The sequence below is a fragment of the Lactobacillus kefiranofaciens genome (assembly GCF_014656585.1).
Classification (GTDB): Bacteria; Bacillota; Bacilli; order Lactobacillales; family Lactobacillaceae; genus Lactobacillus; species Lactobacillus kefiranofaciens.
On the sequence record NZ_CP061341.1, the window covers coordinates 1,530,214 to 1,555,715 of the forward strand.

The following is a 25,502-nucleotide window of genomic DNA, read 5'->3' on the forward strand; positions in this document are numbered from 1 at the left end:
TTTTCAAAGCGTATGAAAGATTCCGAAACTAATCATTTCAGAATCTTTTTCTTTAAAAATAAAAAATACTTTTCAAATTGAGTTATACTAAAATTAAGAATAATAACTAAGAGAAACAGGTGAAATTCATGCATTTAATTGATGTAACCAACAACTACGCCAACTTGGTTCACAGTCAGCTCAACACTACCGATGCTAGCTATGTTAAGGTATATTCTCTCGGCAATACCTCAGTCATTTATACTGAAAGCAAGGGTGCTATCGGTATTGCACTTGAAAATCATGATCGTCGGGTGCGCGAAGACGAGATTGAATTTGTAATTAAGCGTTTGCTTAAAAATTATGACTCTTCATATACTTTAACTGTTGATAAGAGCCGCCACGTAATTGAAGTTCACGTTGACAAATAAAATTAAACCATCAAAAAAATCCTAGGAGATAAATCCTAGGATTTTTTGTTTATTCTTATAATTTCTCAGTTAATTTTACATCTGGATACTTATCACGGAAGAAGCGCTCTGCAAATTCATTTTCAAATAAGAATAATGGATTGCCATAACGATCTTTTACTAATAAGTTACGGCTGTTAGACATTGCCGGATCAAGCTGCTCTGGATCAATCCAACGCGCGACACGATGCCCAATGCTATTCATTTCAACTTCAGAATTATATTCATTCTTCATTCTAAATTGGAAAACCTCAAACTGCAACTGACCAACGGCACCCAAAATATATTCATCCGTTTGATAATTACGGTACAGTTGAATAGCACCTTCCTGCACTAACTGATTCATCCCCTTATGGAATGATTTTTGCTTCATGACGTTCTTGGCAGTTACCCGCATAAATAATTCAGGCGTAAATTCTGGAAGCGGTGGATAAACAATCTTGCGCTTGCCAGCATAAATGCTATCACCAATTTGAAAATTACCGGTATCATACAAACCAACAATATCACCGGCTACGGCATCAGACACTTGTACACGCTCGCTGGACATGAATTCTGTAGCATTGTTCAACCGAATCGGCTTGCCGGTTCTAGCTAACGTAACGTCTAATCCCTTCTTAAATTCACCACTACCAACACGCACAAAGGCAATACGATCACGGTGATGCGGATTCATATTCGCTTGGATCTTAAAGACAAAGCCGGAAAAGTCTGGATCCTCAGGACTCAATTCTTCATCACCATTAACAGTATGACTCTCTGGAGCTGGGGCTAAATCAACAAAACTATTTAAGAAAGTTTCCACCCCAAAATTGGTCAAAGCTGAACCAAAGAAGACAGGAGTTTGATCACCCAAGGCAATTTTCTCACGGTCAAACTTATTGCCAGCTTCCTTAATTAATTCAATTTCATCAAGAGTATCCTTAAATTGTGGATCTTGACTAAGAGGCTCGCTATCTGGCAAAGTGCCATCCTCATTTAATGGCAAAAAGCGGTCCTTTTCATCTTTCCGATAAAGCTCAACTCGATTATTGGCAATATCATATAACCCCTTTAAAGTCTGACCTGAGCCAATTGGCCAGTCCATTGCCACGCCTTCAATGCCAAGCAAATCTTCCAATTCCGCAATCAAATCTAGTGGCGGACGACCATCACGATCAAGCTTATTCATAAAGGTGAAAATTGGAATACCACGCTTTTTAACAACCTTGAATAATTTCTTAGTCTGGGGTTCAATACCCTTAGCCGAGTCAATCACCATGACAGCTGCGTCCACTGCCATCAAAGTACGATAGGTATCTTCAGAGAAATCCTGGTGCCCTGGCGTATCCAAGATATTGATTCGTTTGCCCTTATATTCAAACTGCATTACAGAACTAGTAACTGAGATACCACGCTTTTTTTCAATTTCCATCCAGTCACTGGTGGCGAAATTACCAGTTTTACGTGCTTTAACCGTTCCTGCTTTACGAATTACCCCACCGAACAACAGCATCTGTTCCGTAATAGTCGTCTTACCTGCGTCAGGGTGAGAAATAATTGCAAACGTTCTTCTCTTTTTAACTTTATCTGCTAACTCTTTATCCATTAGTCTGTTGTATCTTCTTCCTTTTTCGTCTTATCAACCGCTAATAAAACTGTCAGTAGCCGTGAGCCCTTCATCCTTCTGGTAGTCAAAGTCTTCCCGTCTCCAATAGCGACAGTCAGCTTTTCTCCCTTAGCTGGGATCATTTTAAGAGTATTAATCACATAGCCAGCAACAGTATCAACATTTTCCATCTCTAGATTAGTACCAAACTGTTCATTAAAATCATCTAGAGGCATTTTGCCATAAATTATATACTTATTAGGCGCAATTTGATTATAAAGAACCTCTGTATGATCGACCTCATCATCGATATCACCAACGATTTCTTCAATTACATCTTCAATCGTAGCTAATCCTGTTACGCCGCCATATTCATCAGTCAAAATAGCTAGCTGACGCTGCGTCTGCTGCATTTCCATCAGCAAATCACCTAATTCTGCCGTTTCTGGAGCAAAAAGCGGTTCATACATCACGTCATCGTAATCCAAATTTTGAAAGCCCCTCTTCTTAGCCTTACGCAGAACTGTTCTAATATGAATTACACCAATAATCTTGTCCTTATCTCGGCGATAAACAGGAATGCGTGAATAAGGCTCACGCAAAATTTCGTCTAAATTATCCTGAAAACTAACCTCTGCATCGACCATAAAGGCATCTGTCCGTGGCACCATTACCTCACGCGCCATCTTGCCTTGAAAATCCAAAATTCCCTCTAGCATCGAGAATTCAGTATCATTAATCTTATGGTTATTATGTAAAGCAATAATCTCTTTTTCTAAATGATCTTTAGTTTTCTCTTTTTTCTCACCTGACAATCGATTTTTCAGACGAGCAAAAAGATTTCCCGCTCCAGGATCACTACTCATTCTTCTACTCTCTTTCTTAAAAAATATCTTAAATAACGTTATTATAGCATAGTGCACTAGTCAGTATGTTAAAATAACCCCAAAGACTATTAGGAGGTCATCCTCATGCAAAAAAGCCATATCTTGCTTGTATTTACATTTTTATTATTAGTGCCCTATATTTGTAGCTTAACTATTATTGGCATTGGCTATAATGCTTTGGTGCTGCATTCAGCCGAAATCTACCGCACCATCATTGGCGCTTTAGTTGGTTCGATTATAATGTTTGCCGTAAAGGCAACAATCCAGCGCCCCGTTGACTTATTAGCCATGCAGACCAACGATAGTTTTCTCAAGCAGCTGCTTCGCTTTTTCAGCATTCGGCGCCGCTATCTTTTATTATTTGCTAATATTATTTTAGATTTTATCCTGTGTTTTGCTTCAACTTATCTAGTACGCGCAGTTTTAACGTTAGATCAGATTGTGGGCAGTTCAATTGGCTTTGTTTTACTAATCATGTTTGTTTCGACCTGCCTTGGGGCTTACGTCGAATATGACAATTTATCAATTGACCCGCGACAACATTAATTATTATTTACTGGCTTTCAAGTACAATATTTGGGCCAGTTTTTTTGTATCTAAATTTAGATCCCAGAGAATATATGGCGTATCACTGTCACCTAAGTTTTGATAAACGTGGATGCCGCTATCTACTATTTTCTTAGTAAAGCGTGAAACTGTACTGTTCAATGGCAAATTAAAGAAGACGATGCTTTGATTGTCTTCATCTTCTTCAGCAACCTCAGCCTTAGGCAACTCAAACTTCATTAAACCAGCTGGCGCCTCATCAACATCCGCAATTACGCCGTACCAGTACATGAAGCTGTCTGGTCCTGAAACAACCATGGCAGCACGCTTATTTTCTAAATTATTATCAGCTAAAAATTTTTGAAAAACTTCGTCATTTTCCATTTGCTGATTGGATTCCATAAAACTCTCTTGCGCATTCATCATACTATCTGGAAATGGACGACCTACAAAAATCTTCTTATCAATAGTTTTTTTCATTTTTTCTCCTCGTATTAATATTCAGCTAATTCAGCTAGATCAATAATCTCACCATTTAAAAAGGCATCAATCTCGCTTGATGAAAAGCCGTGACTAAATAAATACTTTTTGATCTTAAAATTGCGCTCACGCTCATCAAAACGACGGAAACGTTTATAAGCCTTAATGCCCTGTTTTTTCAGTGCTTCAATCTGTAAATCTTCATCTTCTGCAAGATCTAAAGCGGAAATGATCACACTACTAATTCCACTATCAAAGCCATGCATGAGCAGCTTAGTTTTCATCTTGCGCCCAAGTTCCCGCTGTGATAATTTACCCGCTTGATGAATCATCGACTTGATTACTCGCTGACCAACATTTAGCCAGTCGTTCTCATCTACTTCATCCAGTGTGTTTTGACTAAGTTCCGGATCAACGCCCTTCTGCGTTAACTTGCGTAAAAGCGACTTAGGACCATCGCTGCCCACTTGTAAATCATTTTTAATAAATAATTTAACATACTGCTGATCATCTAAGTAGCCTAATTCATTTAACTGACTAACCGCGCTATTAGCCGCTTCATCAGAAATTTCATGTTTTTTTAGATATTGCAGCACTTCAAAAACGGTTCTCGGCTCATAACTTAAAAAGTGCGCCGCTAAGTCACTAGCCTTAGCATCCGCATCAAATTGTCTGATCTCTTCAACCTGCTGATCATTTAATTCTTTGCCTTTTAATAAGACAAATTCGGCAACTGTCTTTTCACTAGCGGAAAAAGCATATTTACCATCCAAGAAAATATTATAGCGACCTGGCCGTCTTTGTGCACTTACTTTGGTTATTAGCACTATTTTCACCTCACTATTATCTCAACTACATGCTAGCAAATTTTCGTAAAGCTTGCTAAGAACTTTTTTCAAGTAGTACAATTAAGAGCAATGTAATTAGTTTTTAGTAGAAAGAATAAGGTAATGAACAGAAAATTTTTTCATAACAAACAACATCACGAAAAAGATGTCATTATTACCATTAAGCGTTTAGGCATCAATGGCGAAGGCATCGGTTATTACAAGAAGAAGATCATCTTTATTCCCGGTGCGCTTCCTGACGAAGTAGTTGTAGCTAAGATCATTAAGAACTACCCACACTACATTCAAGCTGAGTTAGTTCGCATTAAAGAAAAAAGTCCTGACCGCGTGCCGTTTCCAGAGGGCGTCAACCCTGAGATTGGTGGCCTGGAGCTAGCTCATCTGTCTTATGACAAGCAACTAGAATTTAAACGCAATAATATGTTAGAGTCCTTGCGCAAATACCACCCTAGAAATTATAGCAAGTACAAGGTCAAGAAGACCATTGCTGCTCCAGATCCATGGCATTACCGTAATAAGGCCCAGTACCAAATTGAAGATGTTCGTGGCAATCTCAAGCTTGGTTTATTTGCACCAAATTCTCACCACTTGATTGATCTACCTAAGATGCCAACTCAAAGTGAAGACACGCAAAAAACAGAGCGTGCCATTAAGGCCTTGATTGAAAAGCTTCACGTACCAGTTGCCAATTACTTCAAGCATCTACCTGGCATCAAAACAGTAGTCGTACGTCAATCCGAAGCCACTAAGGAAATTCAAGTTACTCTAATTACCATTGACCATAAAATTAAGAACTTAATTCCCCTGGCTAAAGAAATCATGCAGCTCGATCATGTCGTTAGCGTTTATCAAAACGAAACAGAATGGCAAAATCCACAAGTCTGGGGCAATAAAACCGAAAAACTGTTAGGTAAGAATCAAATTACTGAGGAAATCTTAGGCAAAAAATTTGCCTTGTCTCCTCGAGCATTTTTCCAGCTTAATCCGGTTCAAACTGTCAACCTCTATTCAGAGGCATTGAAATACCTCGATTTAACTCCAGATCAGACATTAATTGATGCCTATAGTGGTGTAGGTACCTTAGGAATTTTAGCTGCTGATAGAGTTAAACAAGTAGTCGGAATCGAAACTATTCCTGAAGCAGTTAGAGATGCTCAACATAATGTAGAATTAAATCATGTTAAGAATGCAGAATACATTCAAGGTAGTACTGAAAAAGTTTTGCCAGAATTGCAAAATAGCGGCGTGCCAATTGATGCCTTAATTGTAGACCCACCAAGAACCGGCTTGGCTAAGAACTTGATTAAGACCATCTTGCGTGTTAAGCCACAAACTTTCGTTTACATTTCATGCAACCCATCGACCTTAGCCCAAGATCTAGTTTTACTAAGTGAGGCCTATGACGTGCGCTTAATTCAAAACGTTGATATGCTGCCACAGACACCACGCTGTGAAGCAATTGCAAAATTAGTTCTAAGAAAATAATTAAGTCCTAGTCGAAATGACTAGGCTTTTTTGCATACAAAAAGCGACCGCCGGACGATTTCCTGTCTCTTAGCAGCCGCAATTCAAGTGGATGAGGTAGCTCATCAATTGATAGTCACGATTTTTAATTGTTTGGTATGTGTAAAACAATGGCATTATCGCAACCAATATTAACATTCACTTGTTCGGGTCTTTACATAAAACGTAACTTTTTAATGAATTGGAGTTTTGCGAACAGCCATTGAAAATAAATTAGTAGTTAAATTATTTATGGCTGACACCTCTACATATAGAGAATCTTTTAAGTATCCAATAATAATACAATTCTGGAGATAAAAACTTATTGTAATTTATATCTGCTAACTTTAATTTCTACCTATTCCACATTTCCCATTATATCCGCTTATGTAACCGCTTGCAAGAAATTAATCAATATATTTTGCTAAAAATGCATCAACCTGCCGCTGGTATTCCGTATAATACATGGGCAGCGACATTGCATGACCAGCTAAAGGGGCAATCCAAAGTTTCTTAGGAGCAGTCGTGGCAGCATAATTTTGATAAACCATTTTAGTAGGCACGAAGTGATCTTTACCACCATGAATAAACAAAAATGGGCGCGTATTCTTTTTTAATTGCTGAACACAAGATGCCTGCCCTAGGAAAAAGCCATTTTTTATTCGATTAATTTCACTAACCAAACTAACTAAACATTTTCCCGCTGCTGGTTTTAAATTCACCAAATTAGCCGCTTGATAAAGTACTTCTTCCTTCACGTTGGAATAGCCACAATCTTCGATGAAGGCTTTAACTTGCACCGGTAATTTCATTCCACTGACCATCATGGCTGTAGCACCGCCCATGCTCTGGCCCATGACCACGATTTTACTACTTTGTCCTATACGTGCAATTATTTCGTTAATCCACTGCAAGATATCTGCTTTTTCAACCCAACCATAACCAATGTAATTACCTTGACTTTTGCCATGCGCGCGTGCATCCGGCAACAAGACCTTATAACCTAGATCATAGAATAACTTGGCAAAACCGGCCATGCTATCGCCATCAGCCATAAAACCATGCAATAAGATGACGCTCTTTGCGGTATGGTGGTCAAGATAACTAGCAAATAATTTGAGGCCATTTGGCGTTTTAATCAACCAGTCATCTTTAGGGAATTTCTTAAACCAATTTTTTTGACTAAAAAGAGCATCGGTTCCTAAGATTTCTTTAGAATCTGGCTGTTTATTATATGGTGTCATGGCAAACTTAAAAAAATAATCACCGGCTGTCAAAATACCCGCTCCTGCCAAACAACACGTCGCTAAAAATAGTTTCTTCTTCAATTTGAGCACTTCCAACTTAATTTAATCAGTTTTAAACTATAATTGATTATAGTTTAATTTTTACCAACTTAGATATCAAAATGCGTTTAACAGATTTACTTCAACTTATTGACGATTTAAATATTAATACTGCTCTTTATTTCAAAAATGAGGAACGCCTCTATCCGCTAAGCAAATTAACCATCGAAAATGGTCGGTGCTTGCTACACGTGGGCCCAAGAGCAATGACTAAGGCCAAACTAATTAAAATCGTCGGCCACATGCATGGTCGCGGCATCCCCTTATTAATAAAAATTCAAGAACGAGAAATTCACATCTTTGGTTTGCAAATCAAAGAAGACAATGGCACAGTGATCCTAATGTAAAAAGCCAGGACAATCCTGGCCTTTTTTATATTATTTTCTTATATTGGCGAATATGCTGGCGCAGACCAGCAAAATACCAAGTCCCCACTTCATCATCACTAGTTAATTCTTGACCATCCGCAGGATCTGTCAACGCCTCATTAAAGATATGCTCATATTCTGGAATACTAAGTTTTTGGCGACGATTAAGCATCTTCTCATCAGCTGCTCGATCGAGTTCCTGTTCATAGCCAGCCACTAACTTGCCACTATAGAACTCCGCCATCGCGCCTGAACCATATGAGAATAATCCTACTAACGAACCGGCAGACAAATTGCCATTTTCAAGTAGGCTTAATAAACTTAAATACAAAGAAGCGGTGTAAATATTGCCTACCCTATTCGACAATAATTTAGAGGACTCAAAACTAGACTGCAGCTTTTTAGTGTTTGTTTCATCCTGATCTGCCACTGCAATTCTATTAGCTTTTAATCCCATCTTAGTAAAAGGCAAGTGATAAATAATTGCAGCGAAATCTTTAGTTGCTAAATCCTTTTGTTTCTTATAATCTGCAAAAGTCTTTTTAAAGAAATCCAAATAAATCTGCGTTGAATATTTGCCATCAACCAAAGCCACGCGTGAATCATTGGGCCGCCAGAAATCATTGATGTCCTCACTATAAGCACTATGGCCATTATTCAGGGCTAGAATGCTTGGAGTGGCCTTAACTAGCATACTTATACTACCCGCACCTTGCGTCACTTCTCCACGCGTTTTAACGCCATAACGTGCAATATCACTGCCGATCACAATTGCAGTTTGTTCAGGATGAACTCTGACAAAATCACGAGCTACCATCAAAGCCACAGTTAACCCAAAGCAGGCTTCCTTGACTTCAAAAGTTCGTACTTCTGGTTTTAGCTTCAAAGCAGTTTTAACAAATAATGAGGCTGACTTAGACTGATCAATCCCGCTTTCAGTACCCAAAACCAGTAACCCCACCTTGTCTTTATCAATTCGGTCTAGGTACCGTAAAGTCGCGTTGATCCCCATTGAAACTGCATCCTGAGTCTGATCAGCCACGCTCATTTCACTTTGACCAATTCCAATTAAGAATTTATTGGGATCCTGGTTTCTCGCGTGAGCTAAGTCTACCATGTCCACATATTTATTAGGCGTAAAAAAGCCAATCTTATCAATCCCTACTTGCATTATTTGTCCTTTCTTATTTCTTGTAAAATCTTTCTAGCGTAGCTTTCTGAATAATCCTTGCGCGCGATCATTTCGGCTAAAACCTGCTTTTTTTCATCAGCATTAGCATCTAGCTCCGTGACAAAATTGCGGGCTTGCAATTTCATATGTCCTGCCTGAATACCGACCGTAGAAATCGCTAATAAGGCGGCCAAATTGTTGGCCAGTGCCACTCCAGTGATTATTTCGGCCAATTGCTTACTAGTAACTTGCCCTAAAATTGCAAAACTTTGCTGGACATCTTCACGTGCCTTGATTGACCCGCCAACTACGCCAATCGCCATTGGCAAAGTCAATTCACCTACCAATAGGCCATCTTCCATCGTCCACTTGGATAAACTACGATATTGACCAGTCTGGCTAGCTAAAACCGCCGTCGCGCTTTCAATTGCACGATAATCATTGCCTGTAGCTAATAAAACTGCATCAGCACCATTCATAATGCCCTTATTATTTGTTACCGCCCGGTAAGGATCTTCATAGCCAATCTTGCTTAACAGAGCAATTCGCTCGGCCACTCGTTTTCCGCCCAACGTTGCGGGATCTAATTTAACCTTAGCGGTAGTCAATTGACTAGGATAATTAGATAAAATAGCAAACAACTTTTCAGCAACTCCAGGCAGCTCTACTAACTTAGTACTTAAGAATTCTAGAATTGAATTGGTTTTATTAGCCCCCATCGCTTCAGCGGGATCAACCAGCACTCTGAGATAAACTAACTTATTGATTTGCTTAGCAGTAATTTCTCTGGTGCCACCACCGTGCTTAACTAAACTAGCAAATTTTTGATTAGCCAAAGCAATTAAATGGGGAAAGGCATTCTCCAACTCAGCTAAGACAAAATCGTCATTCACCCGCAAAACTATTTGACCATAAATTCCATCTCGCTTGCTTACTGCCTGAACACCGCCATTTTGAGCGAAAATATTTGCTCCATGATTAGCTGCTGCCACCACGGATGGTTCTTCTACAGTCATCGGTACCCAATACTTGTGTCCATTAACCTGCAAGTTCTGCACCACCCCTAAAGGCAGGCGCAATTGACCAATCACGTTTTCACTTAATTGATCTAAACGCGCGAGCACCTGATCGTCAATTTTTTCTAACTTAATTCCTTCACTTTGCAAAATTTCTCGTCTTTGCTTAGGCGTTAATTGATAAAATTTCATTCTACATTTTCGATTTCATAAGCAATTGCCTGTCCGCCACCAATACATAAGGTAACCAGCGCGCGCTGAGCATTGCGATACTTTAACCCGCTAATTGCAGAAGCGATTAAACGCGTCCCAGTTGCTCCTAATGGGTGACCTAGCGCAATCGCTCCACCCATGATGTTCAAGCGCTCAGCAGGAATAGCTAAATCACGAGCTACTGCTACGCTTTGAGCGGCAAAGGCTTCATTTAATTCCACAATATCATAATCGGTAATCGAACGACCCGTATTTTGCAGCATTTTTTTTACGGCAAAATATGGCGTATAACCCATATATGCAGGATCAAAGCCAGCTTCAGTAAAGTTGCCTAACTTGGCAATAGGTTTTAACCCTAATTCAGTCACTTTTTCCTTGGTAGCTAGAACTAACATGCTAGCCCCATCCGTTAGAGGCGAGGAATTACCTGCAGTCACTAGGCCATTCTCCTTAAACACCGGCTTTAGTTTACCTAATGCTTCTAATGTAGTATCTGGGCGAATCAGCTCATCATGATCCAATTTTTTTCCATTAAGTTCAATTGGCAAAATTTCATTTTTAAAAAAGCCCGATTTAACAGCTGCAGTTGCCTTTTGATGTGAACGCAAGCTGAATTCGTCCATTTCCTGACGAGAAACATGGTATCTCTCAGCTACATTTTCAGCCGTCATTCCCATATGCTCATTAGAAAAAGCATCCATTAAACCATCATTGATTATTGAACTAATTAAGTGCTTGTCTGGGTGATCCTTATCCTCTTTTTTCACTAAATAAGGTGCCCGAGTCATGCTTTCGCTGCCACCAACAGCTACCAAGCCTAGGTCGCCCAGCTCCATTTGTCCTTGAGCTAAACGAACAGCCTTTATGCTAGAGCCACACACTTCATTAATTGTCACTGCAGCGGATTCTTGCCTCATCCCTGAGTAAAGTGCTACTTGCCGCGCAACATTTTCGCCTAAACCGCTACTAAGCACGTTCCCCATAAATAATGCTTCTACATCTTGCGGATCAATATTGCCTGCGGCTAAGGTGCCTTTAAGCGCCATTACTCCTAAGTCTGTTGCCGTCACATTCTTAAAAAAGCCACGATATTTGCCAAATGGCGTTCTCTTGGCTGCCACAATATAAATATCTTTCATCTATTTCTTCTCCATCAATGAATTTTTAATACTAAAATCATACCAAAAAAATATTAAGGAAAACATAAAAAGACTACAAACGCGTAGTCCCTTGATAACTTTATTAATTTTTTACTTCTTTTTCTTATCTTCAGCTTCAAATTTCTTGGATAAATGCTTGATGTATTCACGCAGTTGATCCTTGATCTCTGGGTGCTTCAAGCCATATTCAATTGAAGTTTCCAGGTAGCCTTCCTTGTTGCCGACATCATGACGTTCACCTTTAAAGACATGAGCAAAGACACGTTGGGTCTTGTTCATTGTATCAATGGCATCAGTCAATTGAATCTCGCCACCACGTCCAGGCTTTTGATTTGCTAAAATGTCAAAAATTTCTGGTGTTAATAAATATCTACCAATAATCGCGTAATCACTTGGTGCCTTATCTACATCTGGCTTTTCTACAAATGACTTAACATTGATTAAACCAGGCATGATTGCATTTTCAGGCTCAATAACGCCATACTTGGAGACTTCTTCGTGAGGCACTTGCATTACGGCAATAGTAGAAGCATGGGTCTTATTGTAGCGGTCAATTAATTGCTTAGTTAATGGCACCTTGTCGTCCATTAGGTCATCACCCAGCATAACTACGAATGGTTCATCACCAACGAAGCTGCGAGCACGGAAAATGGCATCCCCCAAGCCTGCTGGATGGGGTTGTCTGGTGTAATACAAGTTAACGCCTAGATGGGTAATCCCTTGCGTTAACTTAAGCAACTCATCCTTACCTTTTTCTGCCAAATCTTGTTCAAGTTCTGGATTAGAGTCGAAGTGATCCTCAATTGGTCGCTTATTCTTACCAATAACGATTAAAATATCCTCAATCCCAGACTTCTTAGCCTCTTCAACGATGAATTGAATTGTTGGCTTATCTACGATTGGCAACATTTCCTTAGGTAAGGCCTTAGTTGCAGGTAAAAAACGCGTACCTAATCCGGCTGCCGGAATAACAGCTTTTCTTACTTTCATATATGCACACTTTCTTTTTTTCAATCTTTATAAAATAATCATAGCAAATTTTAGTTTAATTCACTACTTTCGCTGGTGTCTTTTATCCTGAATGTAACTTGCCATTCTACCAGCTGAATATTCTAACTCACCCACACGATTGTGAATAATTGCCGCGTTAACGCCAACTCCGAGTAAAAATAGCCAAGCTGATAAGTTTAGCCATAACATGAAAATGATAAAAGTCCCCACAATACCGTAATTCTCCCAGCTAATGGGAAAATTATGCAGATAAAAACTAAATAAAAATGATAAAGCTAACCAGCCTACTACCGTAACCAAGACCCCAGGCCAGATGACCCTCTTCTTGAGCTTGATATTTGGCAAAACATAGTTTAAATAGGCAACTGCCAAGATTATTACCAATAAAACTACCGGATAACGATAACTAAAAATCTTATTAATCTCCGTTAACGGCAAATGGAAAATAGGACCAAGAAATTCTAATAATTGTTGCCCAAAAACTAGGACAATGCTGACAGCGGTAAAAAAGATAATCATCAATGCGGTAAAGAGCACTGTCAGCACTCTTGTCCAAATAAAATTAAGCATCGACAATTTCAGTTCCACTTGATGCACGCCATAGAGCCGATTCTCACCTAAACGAATTGCATTAACTAAATTCGAAAATGACCAAATCGCTAAGATAATACCAAAGGAAATATATCCGGTTGAGGTCGTTTTCAATAGCGAATTAATCATCGGCAGAATAAAACTAGCTACCTTATCTGGAAAGACTAGGTTTAAGTATTCCGCAATCGGCGAAGTGTCGATGCGAAACAAAGGTAAAACATTTCCGATAATAATGATAATTGGAAAAATCGAGAATAAAATATAGTAAGCAATTACAATTGAGCCGTTGGATATTTCACCCTGCGAAATTGTACTGCGCAAAGTTAAAATAAATTGACTAAATTTATGACCTAGCTTCTGCTTTTTCATTCAAGGACCTAATCATCCATTTCATCAAAATGAGGGATGTACTTTTCTAGGCCATCGTAAGGGTGCTGCAAAGTTAAAATCTTAGGACCGCCCTTAGTAATTGCAAAGGTATGTTCAAATTGGGCCGCATTTGAACCATCTGGAGTTGCATAGTAAACCCAATCATCGTTAGGATCATCAACAGTTCTTTGATCAATATGCCAATCGCCACCTGCTTCAACCATTGGTTCACAAGTAATGGTCATGCCTTCACGTAAGCGGATACCATGACCAGCCTTACCCCAATGTGGTACTTCTGGGTCTTCATGAATTGAAGGTTGAATACCGTGACCAATTAATTCACGCACATCGCCATAATGGTTCTCGTCTTCAACCCAATGTTGGATTGCAGCACCAATGTCACCAATACGGTTGCCTAAAACGGCTTGATCAATACCAAGATACATTGCCTTCTTGGTGACTTCGATTAACTTTTTGTCAGCATCTGAAATTTTGCCAACTGGATAAGTAGTACATGAGTCGGATTCATAGCCATTTAAATTGCAGGTAACATCAACCTTAACAATGTCGCCTTCCTTTAAGATACGATCTTTTCTTGGCGTTTGGTGGGCAATCTCATCATTAACTGAGATACAAGTACCATACTTGTAGCCTTCAAAGCCTTGTTCTGAAAGACGGCCACCACGACTCTTAACGAATTTTTGACAAAATTCTTCGATTTCCCAGGTTGAAATACCTGGCTTAATTACATCGCGCAAGCCTTCAAACATGGTAGCAAGCAAATGTCCGGAAGCTTGCATCCCCTTAAGTTCACGAATTGATTTAATAGTAATCAAAATTATTTCTCCTTTTTCAAATATTTTATTTCTTATTATAACGTTTTATTGAATATTTTTAAAAGTTTAGCAAAACTTCGTTAAAATCTCTTAGTTTCATGTATAATAAATCACGTATACTGCAGTGAAAGGTATGGATAATCATGAAAGCAAGAATTGTCTACGCCAGCATGACTGGCAACGATGAAGATATGGCAGATATTTTAGAAGAAGATCTTCAAGATTATGGCTTTGACGTTGAAACTAGCGATGTAGGTTTTACTGACGCCAGCGATTATTTAGAATCTGATCTTTGTATTTTCGTCACCTATACTTATGGTGAAGGTGCAATGACCGATGAACTAGCAGACTTTTATGATGAATTAAAAGAACTAGATCTCACAGGCAAATACTTCGCCGTGATGGGATCCGGCGACAAGACTTATGGCGAGCATTTTTGCGAAAATGTTTTTGATTACGAAAAAGCATTTAAGGCATGTGGCGCTAAAGAAATTACCAAGCCTGTCACGATTGAAAACGCACCAGATGATGCTGCGATCGATTTAATCGACCAAGCAGCTGAGGAAATGAATGATCAACTAAATGGCTAAAAATAAAAAAAAAGTCACGGCAATTGATCAAGCGCAGATTCGCCAATTAGGTCAAAAGTTAATCAAGCGTCACCGTAATTTATGGGTGTACATGATTTTTGGATTTGTCGCTGCCTTAATCAATACTCTTGTCTTCATGGTGCTGCATTCCTGGTGGCACAGTGTAATGGTGATTTCTAATACTATCGCCTTCATTGTCTCTAATCTTGTCTCTTTTTATTTTAATCAGAAGGCAGTTTTTATTAACAATGTAGATCATGAACACACTACGTGGCATAAATTAATCGTATTTTTCACTTACCGCATTATCAGTTTGATCCCTGATACATTGATTATGTTGGTCGGCTTATCCTGGCTTCATCTCAATGCTCTGCTAGTCAAGATTATCGATCAAGTTTTAGTAGGGGTATTTAACTACCTTACTACCAGATCCGTCTTTCAAAAACAAGAACATACAATGATTGAACGCGCGAAAATGCGACTTCAAGAACAAAAGCAAAAAAGAAACGGTAAATAATCCGTTTCTTTTTTATTTATTCAAAATCTTTTGGTTTTTACACTGTCTTTTTATTAAAGTAATAGTAAATATCATCCATGATACGGTCGCTAGCATGACCATCACCATACGGATTCTTAGCATTAGCCATTTTCTCATAGGCTGCTTTATTTTCAAGCAGTTCCAGCATGCTCTCACGCACTTGCTCTACCTGAGTGCCCACCAGCTTTAAAGTACCAGCTTTCACCCCTTCTGGCCGCTCAGTTGTATCGCGCAATACCAAAACTGGCTTGCCCAAGCTTGGTGCTTCTTCCTGCACGCCGCCAGAATCAGTCATGATAAAGTAGCTGCGCTTAGCTAAATTATGAAAATCGACTACGTCCAATGGTTCAATCAAATGAATCCGGGGATCACCGCCTAAAACCTCATTGGCAACCTTTTGTACTCTGGGTGATAAGTGCACTGGATAAATTATTTCTACATCATCATGGCTGTCAATTACTTGCCGCATGACCTTAAATACCCGGCGCATTGGTTCACCTTGATTTTCGCGTCGGTGCATGGTTACCAAAATTACCTTATTCCCTGGTGTAATCTCATCCATGACTGCGTGATGATAATCTTTTTGCACGGTTTGCTCCAAAGCATCGATTGCAGTATTACCGGTGACAAAAATATTTTCCGCATGATGATTTTCTTTTAACAAATTACTCTTAGATAATTCAGTTGGAGCGAAATACAAGTCAGCCAAATCATCAGTCATTTGCCGGTTCATCTCTTCAGGATAAGGGGAATACTTATTCCACGTTCTAAGACCAGCTTCAACATGACCTAATGTCGTCTGCTGATAAAAAGTGGCTAAGCTAGCTGCAAAACTGGTCGTCGTATCGCCATGTACCAACACAATATCTGGTTTTTCTTCTTTAATCACCTTAGATAAATCAATCATCACCTTGGAAGTAATATCTTCCAACGTTTGATTCTTGTGCATGATGTTGAAATCATAGTCTGGCTTAATTTTAAAAATATTTAGCACCTGGTCCAACATTTCCCTATGCTGCGCACTAACAACTGTTACCTCGTCGAAACGTTTATCCTTTTTTAATTTCAAGACTAACGGTGCCATTTTGATAGCCTCTGGTCTCGTGCCAAAGACCGTCATTACCTTTATTTTGTCCATAATATTTCCTCCGCCAATTTCTTACTATCATGCATCCTGTTAATATGCTTTAATAAAAGATGTATCAAAAGAAAGTTGGATATATTTATGAATTCTAGTTTAATTTTTTTACTCACAACAGCTCTGTTTATCATTATTGGCTGTTTTTGCTTAGTGTTTGGTCTGGATAAAGCCAAACCACCTAAAACAAGAAAATACTTGTTGTATACCGCATTGATCTGCGTCTTTCTTGTCTGGGGATTAATCACATATATTATGCTTAACCCTTTAGGTTAACAAAAAGTCATCTGGAAGTACCCAGATGACTTTTTCTATGACCCCGGTGAGATTCGAACTCACCTCTACGGTTTAGGAGACCATTGTTCTATCCAGATGAACTACGGGGTCAAACCTAAGATTAACTTTACCAAAAAATAGCAAAATAGTTAATCTTTTTTTCTAAAATTGTGTACTAAAAAATGTTTTTGGATTATTCGTATCCGCAATTTTATCCGCTGCAATAACAAATGGTGACCAAATTGCCAAGGCGATCAGCATATCAACAATACTCAAAATAATGGCTCGCCAATCATAATTGCAAGCTAAAAATGGCCCGATAATTGGTGGCATGATGCTTGGCACCGCTACCTGGACGGGATTCACCAGCCCCATTACGCTGATCCAATAAGAAAAAGCCACATTAACTACCGGCGTTAGTAAAAATGGAATCAAATAAACCGGATTGAGCACTACTGGCAAGCCTAATAAAATCGGTTCCCCAATATTAAAGATGCCCGGTGCTAAGGAGATTTTAGCAATTGTGCGGTAGTCTGTTCGCTTAGAAAAGATTAAAATCGCCACAATCAGCATTAATGTGCCTCCAGCTCCGCCAAACCAGGCAAAGACATCAAAGGAGCCACGCACCCACAAGTAAGGTGGGACATGACCATTACGAATCGCCGTAATATTGCCGTTTTGTGCAGTTAGCCAGATTGAATCAAAAATCGGCGACAATACTCCTAAACCATTAATTCCAAAGAACCAAAAGACCTGTACTAGCAAAGTAACCAATAGGACGGTCCCAAAACCTTGGCCCCATTTTACCAAAGGTTCTTGGATACTGGTTAATAACCAATTGCCAAAATATTTACCCTTCATTACCTGGAACAAATAATTAATTCCGCCGATGCTAAAAATTGCAATCATTGCCGGAATCATTGAATCAAAGGCCGCTTGCTCTGCATGAGGCAAATTAGCCTTCATCTGGATCATAATTCGACCTTTATAGCAGGCTAGATAAATTGCAAAACCAATCGAACCAAATAAAATAGCCGTAAACAAACCAGTTGTCGAAAACTGACTAATATCAAAGGCATTTTTTACCGCGATGTTGTCACCATGAAACTTAATTTGAGCTACATTTGCGATACTTAAGGCAAATGAAGACAGCGACACAATCGCTGCAGCTAAGCGGTTGCCCTCAAATGCTTTAGCTAGTTGATAGCCTAAAGCTAAAGCAAAGAAGAATGCATAGAGCGAAAAAGTTCCGCGCCAAACTAAATTACTGATGGAAACTAGGGGCTGCATTAGATAAGCGAATGTCTCCCAGCCTAGATGATCCCGAGCGGCGATAACCAGACTCTTGATTAAAACCGCTAAAGATCCAGCAATCGTAATCGGCATTAAGGAAATGAAGGCATCCCTAAGAGCCACCAACCATCTAATCTGACCCAACCTGCTAGCCAACGGCAAAACATAATCTTCCAGCCATCTAACTAATCGATTCATTTCTTCCCTTTCAAATAATGAGGATGATATCCCTTATTTTTATTATGCTTCTTGCGCTTCTTCTTTTTCTTAAGTACAGCTTTTTCAATTTGCTGTTCTACATGCTTAGCCTTCTTCTTAGGCCGGTCAGTAGTCAAATGATAACCTGCAAAATAAACCCGCTTAATTTCAACTTCATCAGCCATTAATTTCTTCAAATCACGAAAATCATGGTCATCACCTAAGGTAACTACATAGCCTTCAGCATTCATTCGACCGGTTCTACCTGCTCGATGCAAATAAGTATTAGACTCACTAGGAATGTCAAAATTAATGACATAAGTTACGCCCGGGATATCTAAACCGCGGGCAGCTAAGTCCGTTGCCAAAAGCAGCTTAGCCTTGCCCGTTGCTAAATCATGCAAGGCTTTTTCACGCCGTTCTTTGCCAAATTCATTCGCCAATAATTCAAATCTAGTCTTAGTATGACCAAAAATCCCAGCAAAGCGCATCATCGTTTTATTAGAATCAAAAAATAAAATGCCCTTGAAGTGATCCAGCTTAGTCATTCGCTGTAAGAATTCAATCTTATGTTGATTATCAACCTGTAAGAAATAATGCTTCGTGGTCGATTTTTGCTCCTGGCGCACATCGATTAATAAAAAATTGCGCGCAAAAATCTCTTCACAGTTCTTAGTAATTTCAGAATCAGTCGCTCCAAAGAGCAGAATCTGGCTATCTGGATCTAAATTCTGACCTAATGCGGATAAAAGTTCTAACTTGGCAAACTCTAAAATATCATCTGCTTCATCAATAATTAAACTCTTGATCTGACTAGTCTTAATCCGGTTAGCTGAGAAAAAGTCGAAAAATCTTCCTGGTGTAGCAACCACTACTTCGGGATGCTTTTTCTTCAACTTATCTTCTTGACGCTTCCGGTTGCCGGCACCAACTAGACTAACTCCAGTTAAGCCAAGTGCGTGCAAATAAGGATTGATCGCGTGACGAATCTGCACTGCCAATTCCGTAGTTGGTGCTAAAATAACTACGCTGTTAGCCTTGCCTTTTAGCGTCCGCTCTAATAACGGAATAGCATAGGCCAGCGTCTTGCCTGTCCCTGTTTTGGCTAAGCCGACTACACTTGCGCCATTTCTGATTGCTTCATAGCTAGCTTTTTGAATTAAAGTAGGCTGATCTTTATGCTCTTTTTGTAAAACTTGTTTAACTTCTGCTTGATACATTATTGTGTTAACTGTCCATATCTCTCTTTATATTGACTAACGGTTCCGTTATACGCGTACATGGTAATGTCTTTTTCTAAACCGGCAACATTCTTCACGCGTCCATTAGTGGTATAACGCCAGAATGAATACTTCAGCTTGCTAGGTGCCTTGCTATCTTCTGACATTAACATCGTTTGATTATCGAAGTAACGCCGATAACGTTGATCTACCTCGACCATGACCTTCTTATTGCGCTGCTGCAGCATCCCCACAAATTTGCTCATTGACTTGAGATATTTACTCGAGCGACTGTTTACTGCTGGAACAACCAAAATTGGCAGACTACCTGTATTATCACCAACTTGTTTAAAGAAATAGCGATAATGCTGCAGAGGCGTTGATTCATTGCTATAAGAAATGATGCTGCCGAAGGCCAACTTGGTTCCCAGAATCTGATCACGGTAGGATAAATAATTCTCATCAAAATATGATCGTCCTTGCGTTGCTTTCAAATAGACAAAGGAGATGCCATTAGCCTGCAATTTATGCAAATCTACATAATCAATCTCTTGATTAAGCTGAATACCAATAGCACTAGTATTGGCATCCGGAGGCAAAGTGGTTTGCCTCTTAAAATTAAAAAAGCCAATTAAAAGAAACGCAATTGCAAAAATAAGCAAAGTAATAATTGTTGGCAAAGTATACTTATGATGATATCTTTTCATGGCCTTTCCCCCTGCCAATATTTTAACCAAATTTTACCTTATTATCCAACTCTAAAAAATAAATGTGCTAAAATAACTTAAATATATTATTTGAAGGTGAAGCATGTGAAACGACAAATCTCTTTTGGTCAGGCATTAGCTACCGTGGTAGGCTCCGTAATCGGTGCCGGAGTTTTCTTTAAGATCGGTACGATTACCGCACAGACTGGCAGCAGCTCAATGACTCTATTTGTCTGGATTTTAGCCGGACTAATTTCAATCGCGTCTGGCTTAACAATTTCGGAAATTGCGGCAAGCTTAAAAATCAATGGCGCAATTAAATACTTAGATTATACTTATGGCCGCGTCTGGGGCTTTCTCTTTGGTTGGGCGCAGATGATTGTGTACTTTCCCGCGCAGATTGGCGCACTAAGTTCTATTTTTGGCGTTCAGTTTGTTTCCTTATTTGGGCTAAAAAATCAGTACGCAAATTTAATTGCAATTGGTTTAGTGATTTTCTTGCTAGGAATCAACTTAATTGGAACTAAATTTTCTAGCAAAATGCAATCAGTCATTACAATCTTGAAGATTATTCCTATTGCCTTAATTATTGTCTGGGGCCTCTTTAATCAAAATAAAATTAGTGCACCAATTATTCCCTTAACTGTCGGTGCAGGTAAGGCTTTTCCTACTGCAATTAGTCAGGGACTTCTATCAGCCTTGTTTGCCTTTGAAGGCTGGATCGTAGTCACTAATCTAGCTAATGAGGTTAAAAATCCTGAAAAGGATTTGTCTCGGCCCATCATTTTTGGCTTATCGGCAATCACGCTAATCTATGTTTTGATCAACTATACTTTTTTGACCGTGTTGCCAATCCATGAATTAGCCAACAATAATAATGCGGCCTTTGAAGCATCAATGAAGCTATTCGGTCAGATGGGCGGAAAAATTATCACGATTGGAATTCTAATCTCCGTATACGGCGCGGTTAATGCCTTCATGCTCACGGGAATGCGTACGCCTTATATTCTAGCGCAGGACAATCTCCTTCCTTTCTCTAGCAAAATCGGTAAGGCCAATATTCATACCGGCGTTCCAGTCATCGGCGCCCTGATCGTTGATGCTATCGCCATTATCATGATCCTACTCAGCAACTTCACCGTCTTAACCGACATGCTGGTTTTCGTAATGTGGACCTTCAACACCATGCTTTCAGTGGCAGTAGTCATTTTAAGAAAACGTGAGCTTGAATTAAAGCGTCCGTTCAAGGTACCCTGGTATCCACTTATTCCTATCATTTCAATCCTAGGTGGTATTTTTATTGTCGTTTCTACGATTATCAATCAATTCATTTTATCCACAATTGGGATTATCTTAACCCTATTAGGATTGCCAATTTATTATTATATGCAAAAGAGAAATAAGGATGGACATTAATTTAATCCACCCTTATTTTTTACTTGTTAACATACTTTTGAATAACTTCTGGTTTCAATACTCCAACATAAGGAATATTGCGGTACATATTCAAAAAGTCAAGGCCATAGCCAACCACGAACTCATTGCCTACCTTAGAGCCGTAGTAATCAACATCAACGTCAACATTTCTGCGTGCTTCCTTGTTCAACATTGCGCAACACTTAACGCTCTTAGCGCCACGGCCCTTAATTAAGTCCTTCATGAACTTCAGGGTTAAGCCAGTGTCAACGATATCTTCTACGATCAATACGTCACGATCCTTAACATCAGCAGCCAAATCGGTTACCACCTTGATTTTGCCCGTTGATTCAAAGCCATCACCATAACTGGAAACATCTAAGAAGTCTAATTGATGTGCCACATCCATCTGTCTAGTCAAATCAGTCAAAAAGTAAATTGCACCCTTCAACGCACCCACAACTAAGGGCTTCTTACCTGCATAATCCTCAGTCAGTTGCTTGCCTAAACGCACGCACATCTCATGAATGTCATCTTCAGAAAATAACTTATGATCAATAATATCGTTAATATTGTCGCCTTTAACCATTATTTACCCTTCTATTCATTGTCTTCAATTATTAATAAAAAAATTATAACATCTTTAAACAAAAAAAGCGTCAAAATTGACGCTTCTTCATGTTAATTCTGTTTTTTGCTCTTGATTTGTTCAGCTTTTTTGCTTTTTACCGTTACCGGCTCAACAATGAACCAACGCATGAAACCTTGTTCAATGCTGTCTAGCGTAAACTTATAGCCTTCTAAAGTAATAGATTCATTCTTCTTCAAGTTCGGATAATGTTCCATCATGTAGCCACCAATAGTAATAATATCGCTATCTTGGAAGGCCTTCAAATCAGTATGGAAGTAGCGTTCAAAGTCATACAAAGTCGTCTTGCCTGAAACGCGCACATTACCATCCTTATCCTTGATAATGTAATCATCAGAGACATCGTCGATTTCATCCTTAACAGAACCAAAGAGTTCTTCATAGATATCCTTATCCGTTACAATGCCACTAGTGCCGCCATATTCATCCACAACTAAGACAATTGGCGTGTGCTTAAAAATCATCAAGTGTAAAATATCTTGAATTGGCATTGACTCTGGCACGGTAATGATCGTTCTGATAATTCTCGTAACTGGAATGCTGCTGTCAACTTGATTCTGTTGGACAATATCATAGGAATAAATGTAACCTACAACATCATCCTTATCATTATCACGTACAACTGGAAAGCGACTGAAGCCTTCTTCTAGATACTTCTTTAAAGCATAATCAACCGTATCGGTTGAATCAAGTACTGACAACCTCGTCCGGTCAGTCATAATATCCTTGGCAACCTTGTCATTTAATTCGAAAGCACGTTCCATGTAAGTTAAATCTTCCTTATCCAGGGAACCACCATGAACGGCATTACGAGATAGCTTAATAATTTCAGATTGAGAATAGACCTCATTTTCTTCATCAGCTGGAGCAAAACCCATCAGCTTCAAAATGCCATTGGAACTAGAATTAAGCAGCCAAACGAAAGGATAAACAATCGTGTGAAAGACATGCAGCGGTGTTACAATTCCCATCATCATCGCAACTGGCTTGTCAATCGCAATATTCTTAGGCACAACTTCAGTCAACACTACTTCTAAATAAGTTAACAAAATCACACCCAAAATAGCACTAACTGACTTAATGAGTGACTCATTCATTGGCATTAAATGAAAAGCATCTTCCAAAATCGCAGCGAAGGTATCAGCCGAGAACCAACCTAAGACTACTCCGACCAGAGTAGTACCTACCTGTGTAGTCGACAGATACTCATTCAGATTATGCGTCATATGCAATGCACGCTTTAACTTCTTCTTATTGCCTTGACCCTTAGCCAGCATATCTTCAAGCTGACTTGGTCTAGTCTGAACTAAAGCGAACTCAGCTGCGACGAAAAAGGCCGCAACGACAAATATTAATAAAGTTGTAGCTAAATTAGTTGTTATTTGAGCTGGACTCAAAGTTTACCACCTTTTTACAAATTATTTACTAAAACCTATTCTACCATTTATTAATTGAAATAGTTCAGTTTAGCACAAGTGATGGTAATTTATTTAGTTACTTTGTAAATTTTATCAAATGGTACTCGTTTAGGAATATAAACTGGATCATTTACTTCGGCATTTTTATCAATGTAGCCTAAAGCAATAGCCATCCCTACAGATTCATCTTCAGGGATGCGAGCATATTTTCTAACTAGATCTGGATAAGAAACCATTGAGTGGGCCGGCATGATCCCTAATCCGCGGTTAACAGCTAAGAGCATAATGCTTTGAGCAAAAATTCCTAAGTCAAAGACAGACCAAGCTGGTGACTTCTTTGGTACTGTCAAAAATACAATCGCTGGTGCGTTGAACATCGTCTTATTAGCTTCAGCGAACAGATTCAGTTTATTTCTGAAGAAGAAACTCTGCGAAGCACCCATTGTTGCCATATTGCTGCTTGGGAAGGTATCCCAATCCAGCGATAACATGGAAGCAAAATCTTCATGTGGCTTAATGCCTTGGTCCACATTATTAGCAGAAGCCTGCTTGAATTGCTCCAAAGCATCTCCCATTAATACGTAAGCCCGCCAAGGCTGAGAATTAAGCAGTGATGGTGATTGTTGCGCCTTTTTAATAATTTCTGCAATTGTCTTTTCAGGAATCTTTCTATTATTGAACTTACGTGTTACATGTTCGCCTTCATAAACTTCTTTAAAATTCATCTTTTAATCAACCCCTATAAAATTAATCTCGTATTTAATTATAAGCAAAAAACTAATTAAAAAGCAGAAGTTTGCTTTTTCTTTTCCGCTTCTTTTTTACGCTCTTCATCTTGTTTTTTAATAATTGCGTTCATTGCTAAGTCATTTTTTCTCATTGCAATAAAAGCCGTAATGGTTAAAGTCAACCCACCAATACAAATTAAGAGCATCCCGATCGAGAATAAAAAGACAGCGCCCTTAGGAATAAATGATGCTTTAATTACCCAACAGGCAATTCCCACTAGCATAAAAGCAAGTCCAACAACCACTGCTTTTGTATTTGGCCGATATTTTTTCATGCTATGTCCTCTTTCCTTTTTTACCTCTTTTATTTTAACAAAAAAGCTTAGCTTCACCTAAGAAGCTAAGCTCAAAACCATAATTTAACTTGTCTATCAGATTTCTTAATTGAGAGAGGGGAAAACGACTAGTTCAATTCTACAGTTTGTACCTTTTGGGAATGTTGCACAGTGCCCTTTTCAATCGGTGTAACCAACTTTACTAGGTCCATGTTGGTATAAACGACGATACAACTATCATCATAGCCTTTATCTGTAATCATTTGGAAATCCATGGTTCCTAAAGGTTGGCCCTTTTCAACTTTATCGCCTTGGCTAACAGCAACTGTAAACGGAGCACCTTTTAATTCAACAGTATCAAGACCTAAGTGGATTAAGATCTCTAATCCCTTATCAGTCTTAATGCCAATAGCGTGCTTAGTTGGAAAGAGCGTAGAAATCGTGCCGCTGACAGGAGCATAGATGTTCTTGTCACTTGGCTTAATAGCATAACCATCACCTAACATCTTCGTTGAGAAGACATCATCTTTAACATCAGTGATTGGCATAATGTTGCCATCAACCACTGCATCAACTTCCATACCTTTATTCTTTTTCTTGAAAAAATTAAACAT

28 protein-coding genes and 1 tRNA gene are annotated in these 25,502 nt (G+C 39.0%); 8 read left to right on the plus strand and 21 right to left on the minus strand.

From position 1 onward, the window contains the following. Positions 1–128 precede the first annotated feature (128 nt). The gene (locus ICI50_RS07540; protein WP_013854491.1) at positions 129–410 is read left to right on the plus strand and encodes a DUF1827 family protein; all 282 of its coding nucleotides are present in this window, start codon (positions 129–131) and stop codon (positions 408–410) included. Between the two features lie 55 nt (positions 411–465). On the opposite strand, the gene ICI50_RS07545 is transcribed toward ICI50_RS07540, so the two are convergent. Beyond that, on the minus strand, positions 466–2,037 hold the full coding sequence (locus ICI50_RS07545) for a peptide chain release factor 3 (protein ID WP_025084094.1): 1,572 nt from the start codon (positions 2,035–2,037) through the stop codon (positions 466–468). Further along, positions 2,037–2,903 carry a hemolysin family protein gene (locus ICI50_RS07550; RefSeq protein ID WP_013854493.1) on the minus strand — a complete coding sequence of 289 codons (867 nt, stop codon included), beginning with the start codon at positions 2,901–2,903 and terminating at the stop codon, positions 2,037–2,039. Before ICI50_RS07550 ends, ICI50_RS07545 begins: the two co-directional genes overlap by 1 nt. A 105-nt stretch (positions 2,904–3,008) precedes the next feature. Between ICI50_RS07550 and ICI50_RS07555 the strand changes: the two genes are divergently transcribed. Continuing rightward, positions 3,009–3,470: a hypothetical protein gene (locus ICI50_RS07555; protein WP_013854494.1), complete on the plus strand. Its 462-nt coding sequence runs from the start codon at positions 3,009–3,011 to the stop codon at positions 3,468–3,470. 3 nt (positions 3,471–3,473) lie between these two features. Here ICI50_RS07555 and ICI50_RS07560 read toward each other — a convergent pair whose 3' ends face one another. After that, on the minus strand, positions 3,474–3,950 hold the full coding sequence (locus ICI50_RS07560; RefSeq protein WP_013854495.1) for a hypothetical protein: 477 nt from the start codon (positions 3,948–3,950) through the stop codon (positions 3,474–3,476). A gap of 14 nt (positions 3,951–3,964) precedes the next feature. Then, a complete protein-coding gene (gene recX / locus ICI50_RS07565; protein WP_013854496.1) occupies positions 3,965–4,777 on the minus strand; it encodes a recombination regulator RecX in 813 nt (270 codons plus the stop codon). 123 nt (positions 4,778–4,900) lie between these two features. Here recX and rlmD point away from each other — a divergent pair, with 123 nt between their 5' ends. Beyond that, positions 4,901–6,283 (plus strand): 23S rRNA (uracil(1939)-C(5))-methyltransferase RlmD, encoded by a 1,383-nt coding sequence (gene rlmD, locus ICI50_RS07570; protein WP_013854497.1) that lies wholly within the window; start codon positions 4,901–4,903, stop codon positions 6,281–6,283. A 425-nt stretch (positions 6,284–6,708) separates the two neighbouring features. Here rlmD and ICI50_RS07575 read toward each other — a convergent pair whose 3' ends face one another. Then, a complete protein-coding gene (locus ICI50_RS07575) occupies positions 6,709–7,629 on the minus strand; it encodes an alpha/beta hydrolase (protein WP_180707410.1) in 921 nt (306 codons plus the stop codon). A gap of 80 nt (positions 7,630–7,709) precedes the next feature. Between ICI50_RS07575 and ICI50_RS07580 the strand changes: the two genes are divergently transcribed. Next, entirely contained in the window at positions 7,710–7,994 is a 285-nt protein-coding gene (locus tag ICI50_RS07580) for a hypothetical protein (RefSeq protein WP_025084093.1), read from the plus strand. 25 nt (positions 7,995–8,019) lie between these two features. On the opposite strand, the gene ICI50_RS07585 is transcribed toward ICI50_RS07580, so the two are convergent. From ICI50_RS07585 to map, 6 genes are all read right to left on the minus strand, one after another. Beyond that, positions 8,020–9,186 (minus strand): hydroxymethylglutaryl-CoA synthase, encoded by a 1,167-nt coding sequence (locus tag ICI50_RS07585; RefSeq protein WP_056941249.1) that lies wholly within the window; start codon positions 9,184–9,186, stop codon positions 8,020–8,022. Next, complete coding sequence (locus tag ICI50_RS07590; RefSeq protein WP_056941250.1) at positions 9,186–10,394, minus strand: hydroxymethylglutaryl-CoA reductase, degradative; 1,209 nt, start codon at positions 10,392–10,394, stop codon at positions 9,186–9,188. Before ICI50_RS07590 ends, ICI50_RS07585 begins: the two co-directional genes overlap by 1 nt. Beyond that, on the minus strand, positions 10,391–11,554 hold the full coding sequence (locus ICI50_RS07595; protein ID WP_095342033.1) for a thiolase family protein: 1,164 nt from the start codon (positions 11,552–11,554) through the stop codon (positions 10,391–10,393). Before ICI50_RS07595 ends, ICI50_RS07590 begins: the two co-directional genes overlap by 4 nt. Positions 11,555–11,665: 111 nt before the next feature. Continuing rightward, positions 11,666–12,565 (minus strand): UTP--glucose-1-phosphate uridylyltransferase GalU, encoded by a 900-nt coding sequence (gene galU / locus ICI50_RS07600; RefSeq protein ID WP_054640230.1) that lies wholly within the window; start codon positions 12,563–12,565, stop codon positions 11,666–11,668. 63 nt (positions 12,566–12,628) lie between these two features. After that, complete coding sequence (locus tag ICI50_RS07605) at positions 12,629–13,546, minus strand: YihY/virulence factor BrkB family protein (protein ID WP_056941252.1); 918 nt, start codon at positions 13,544–13,546, stop codon at positions 12,629–12,631. Positions 13,547–13,554: 8 nt separating this feature from the next. After that, the gene (gene map / locus ICI50_RS07610) at positions 13,555–14,382 is read right to left on the minus strand and encodes a type I methionyl aminopeptidase (RefSeq protein WP_013854505.1); all 828 of its coding nucleotides are present in this window, start codon (positions 14,380–14,382) and stop codon (positions 13,555–13,557) included. A gap of 143 nt (positions 14,383–14,525) precedes the next feature. Between map and ICI50_RS07615 the strand changes: the two genes are divergently transcribed. Further along, entirely contained in the window at positions 14,526–14,972 is a 447-nt protein-coding gene (locus ICI50_RS07615) for a flavodoxin domain-containing protein (RefSeq protein WP_013854506.1), read from the plus strand. Continuing rightward, positions 14,965–15,489, plus strand: coding sequence for a GtrA family protein (locus tag ICI50_RS07620; RefSeq protein WP_013854507.1), 525 nt, complete (start codon positions 14,965–14,967; stop codon positions 15,487–15,489). Before ICI50_RS07615 ends, ICI50_RS07620 begins: the two co-directional genes overlap by 8 nt. Before the next feature lie 37 nt (positions 15,490–15,526). On the opposite strand, the gene wecB is transcribed toward ICI50_RS07620, so the two are convergent. Further along, positions 15,527–16,648 (minus strand): non-hydrolyzing UDP-N-acetylglucosamine 2-epimerase, encoded by a 1,122-nt coding sequence (gene wecB / locus ICI50_RS07625; protein ID WP_054640228.1) that lies wholly within the window; start codon positions 16,646–16,648, stop codon positions 15,527–15,529. 87 nt (positions 16,649–16,735) lie between these two features. On the opposite strand from wecB, the gene ICI50_RS10850 reads away from it, so the two are divergent. After that, a complete protein-coding gene (locus ICI50_RS10850; protein WP_074484239.1) occupies positions 16,736–16,924 on the plus strand; it encodes a hypothetical protein in 189 nt (62 codons plus the stop codon). A gap of 38 nt (positions 16,925–16,962) precedes the next feature. On the opposite strand, the gene ICI50_RS07630 is transcribed toward ICI50_RS10850, so the two are convergent. The 4 genes from ICI50_RS07630 to ICI50_RS07645 all read right to left on the minus strand — a co-directional run bounded on the left by ICI50_RS07630 (position 16,963) and on the right by ICI50_RS07645 (position 20,342). Beyond that, a tRNA-Arg gene (locus ICI50_RS07630) sits at positions 16,963–17,035 on the minus strand. A gap of 51 nt (positions 17,036–17,086) precedes the next feature. Further along, a complete protein-coding gene (locus ICI50_RS07635) occupies positions 17,087–18,415 on the minus strand; it encodes a PTS sugar transporter subunit IIC (RefSeq protein WP_056941253.1) in 1,329 nt (442 codons plus the stop codon). Continuing rightward, complete coding sequence (locus ICI50_RS07640; protein ID WP_056941254.1) at positions 18,412–19,635, minus strand: DEAD/DEAH box helicase; 1,224 nt, start codon at positions 19,633–19,635, stop codon at positions 18,412–18,414. The genes ICI50_RS07635 and ICI50_RS07640 overlap by 4 nt, the downstream gene beginning before the upstream one ends. Next, complete coding sequence (locus tag ICI50_RS07645; RefSeq protein WP_188891415.1) at positions 19,635–20,342, minus strand: GH25 family lysozyme; 708 nt, start codon at positions 20,340–20,342, stop codon at positions 19,635–19,637. The genes ICI50_RS07640 and ICI50_RS07645 overlap by 1 nt, the downstream gene beginning before the upstream one ends. A 105-nt stretch (positions 20,343–20,447) precedes the next feature. Between ICI50_RS07645 and ICI50_RS07650 the strand changes: the two genes are divergently transcribed. Next, the gene (locus ICI50_RS07650; protein WP_013854512.1) at positions 20,448–21,758 is read left to right on the plus strand and encodes an APC family permease; all 1,311 of its coding nucleotides are present in this window, start codon (positions 20,448–20,450) and stop codon (positions 21,756–21,758) included. Positions 21,759–21,777: 19 nt separating this feature from the next. Here ICI50_RS07650 and hpt read toward each other — a convergent pair whose 3' ends face one another. From hpt to ICI50_RS07675, 5 genes are all read right to left on the minus strand, one after another. After that, positions 21,778–22,347 carry a hypoxanthine phosphoribosyltransferase gene (hpt, locus tag ICI50_RS07655; RefSeq protein ID WP_013854513.1) on the minus strand — a complete coding sequence of 190 codons (570 nt, stop codon included), beginning with the start codon at positions 22,345–22,347 and terminating at the stop codon, positions 21,778–21,780. 92 nt (positions 22,348–22,439) lie between these two features. Further along, positions 22,440–23,804, minus strand: a complete 1,365-nt coding sequence (locus ICI50_RS07660) for a hemolysin family protein (RefSeq protein WP_013854514.1) — start codon at positions 23,802–23,804, stop codon at positions 22,440–22,442. Positions 23,805–23,893: 89 nt separating this feature from the next. After that, a complete protein-coding gene (locus ICI50_RS07665) occupies positions 23,894–24,550 on the minus strand; it encodes a nitroreductase (protein ID WP_013854515.1) in 657 nt (218 codons plus the stop codon). 56 nt (positions 24,551–24,606) lie between these two features. After that, entirely contained in the window at positions 24,607–24,888 is a 282-nt protein-coding gene (locus ICI50_RS07670; protein ID WP_013854516.1) for a hypothetical protein, read from the minus strand. 128 nt (positions 24,889–25,016) lie between these two features. Further along, positions 25,017–25,502, minus strand: coding sequence for a PTS sugar transporter subunit IIA (locus tag ICI50_RS07675; protein WP_188891417.1), 486 nt, complete (start codon positions 25,500–25,502; stop codon positions 25,017–25,019).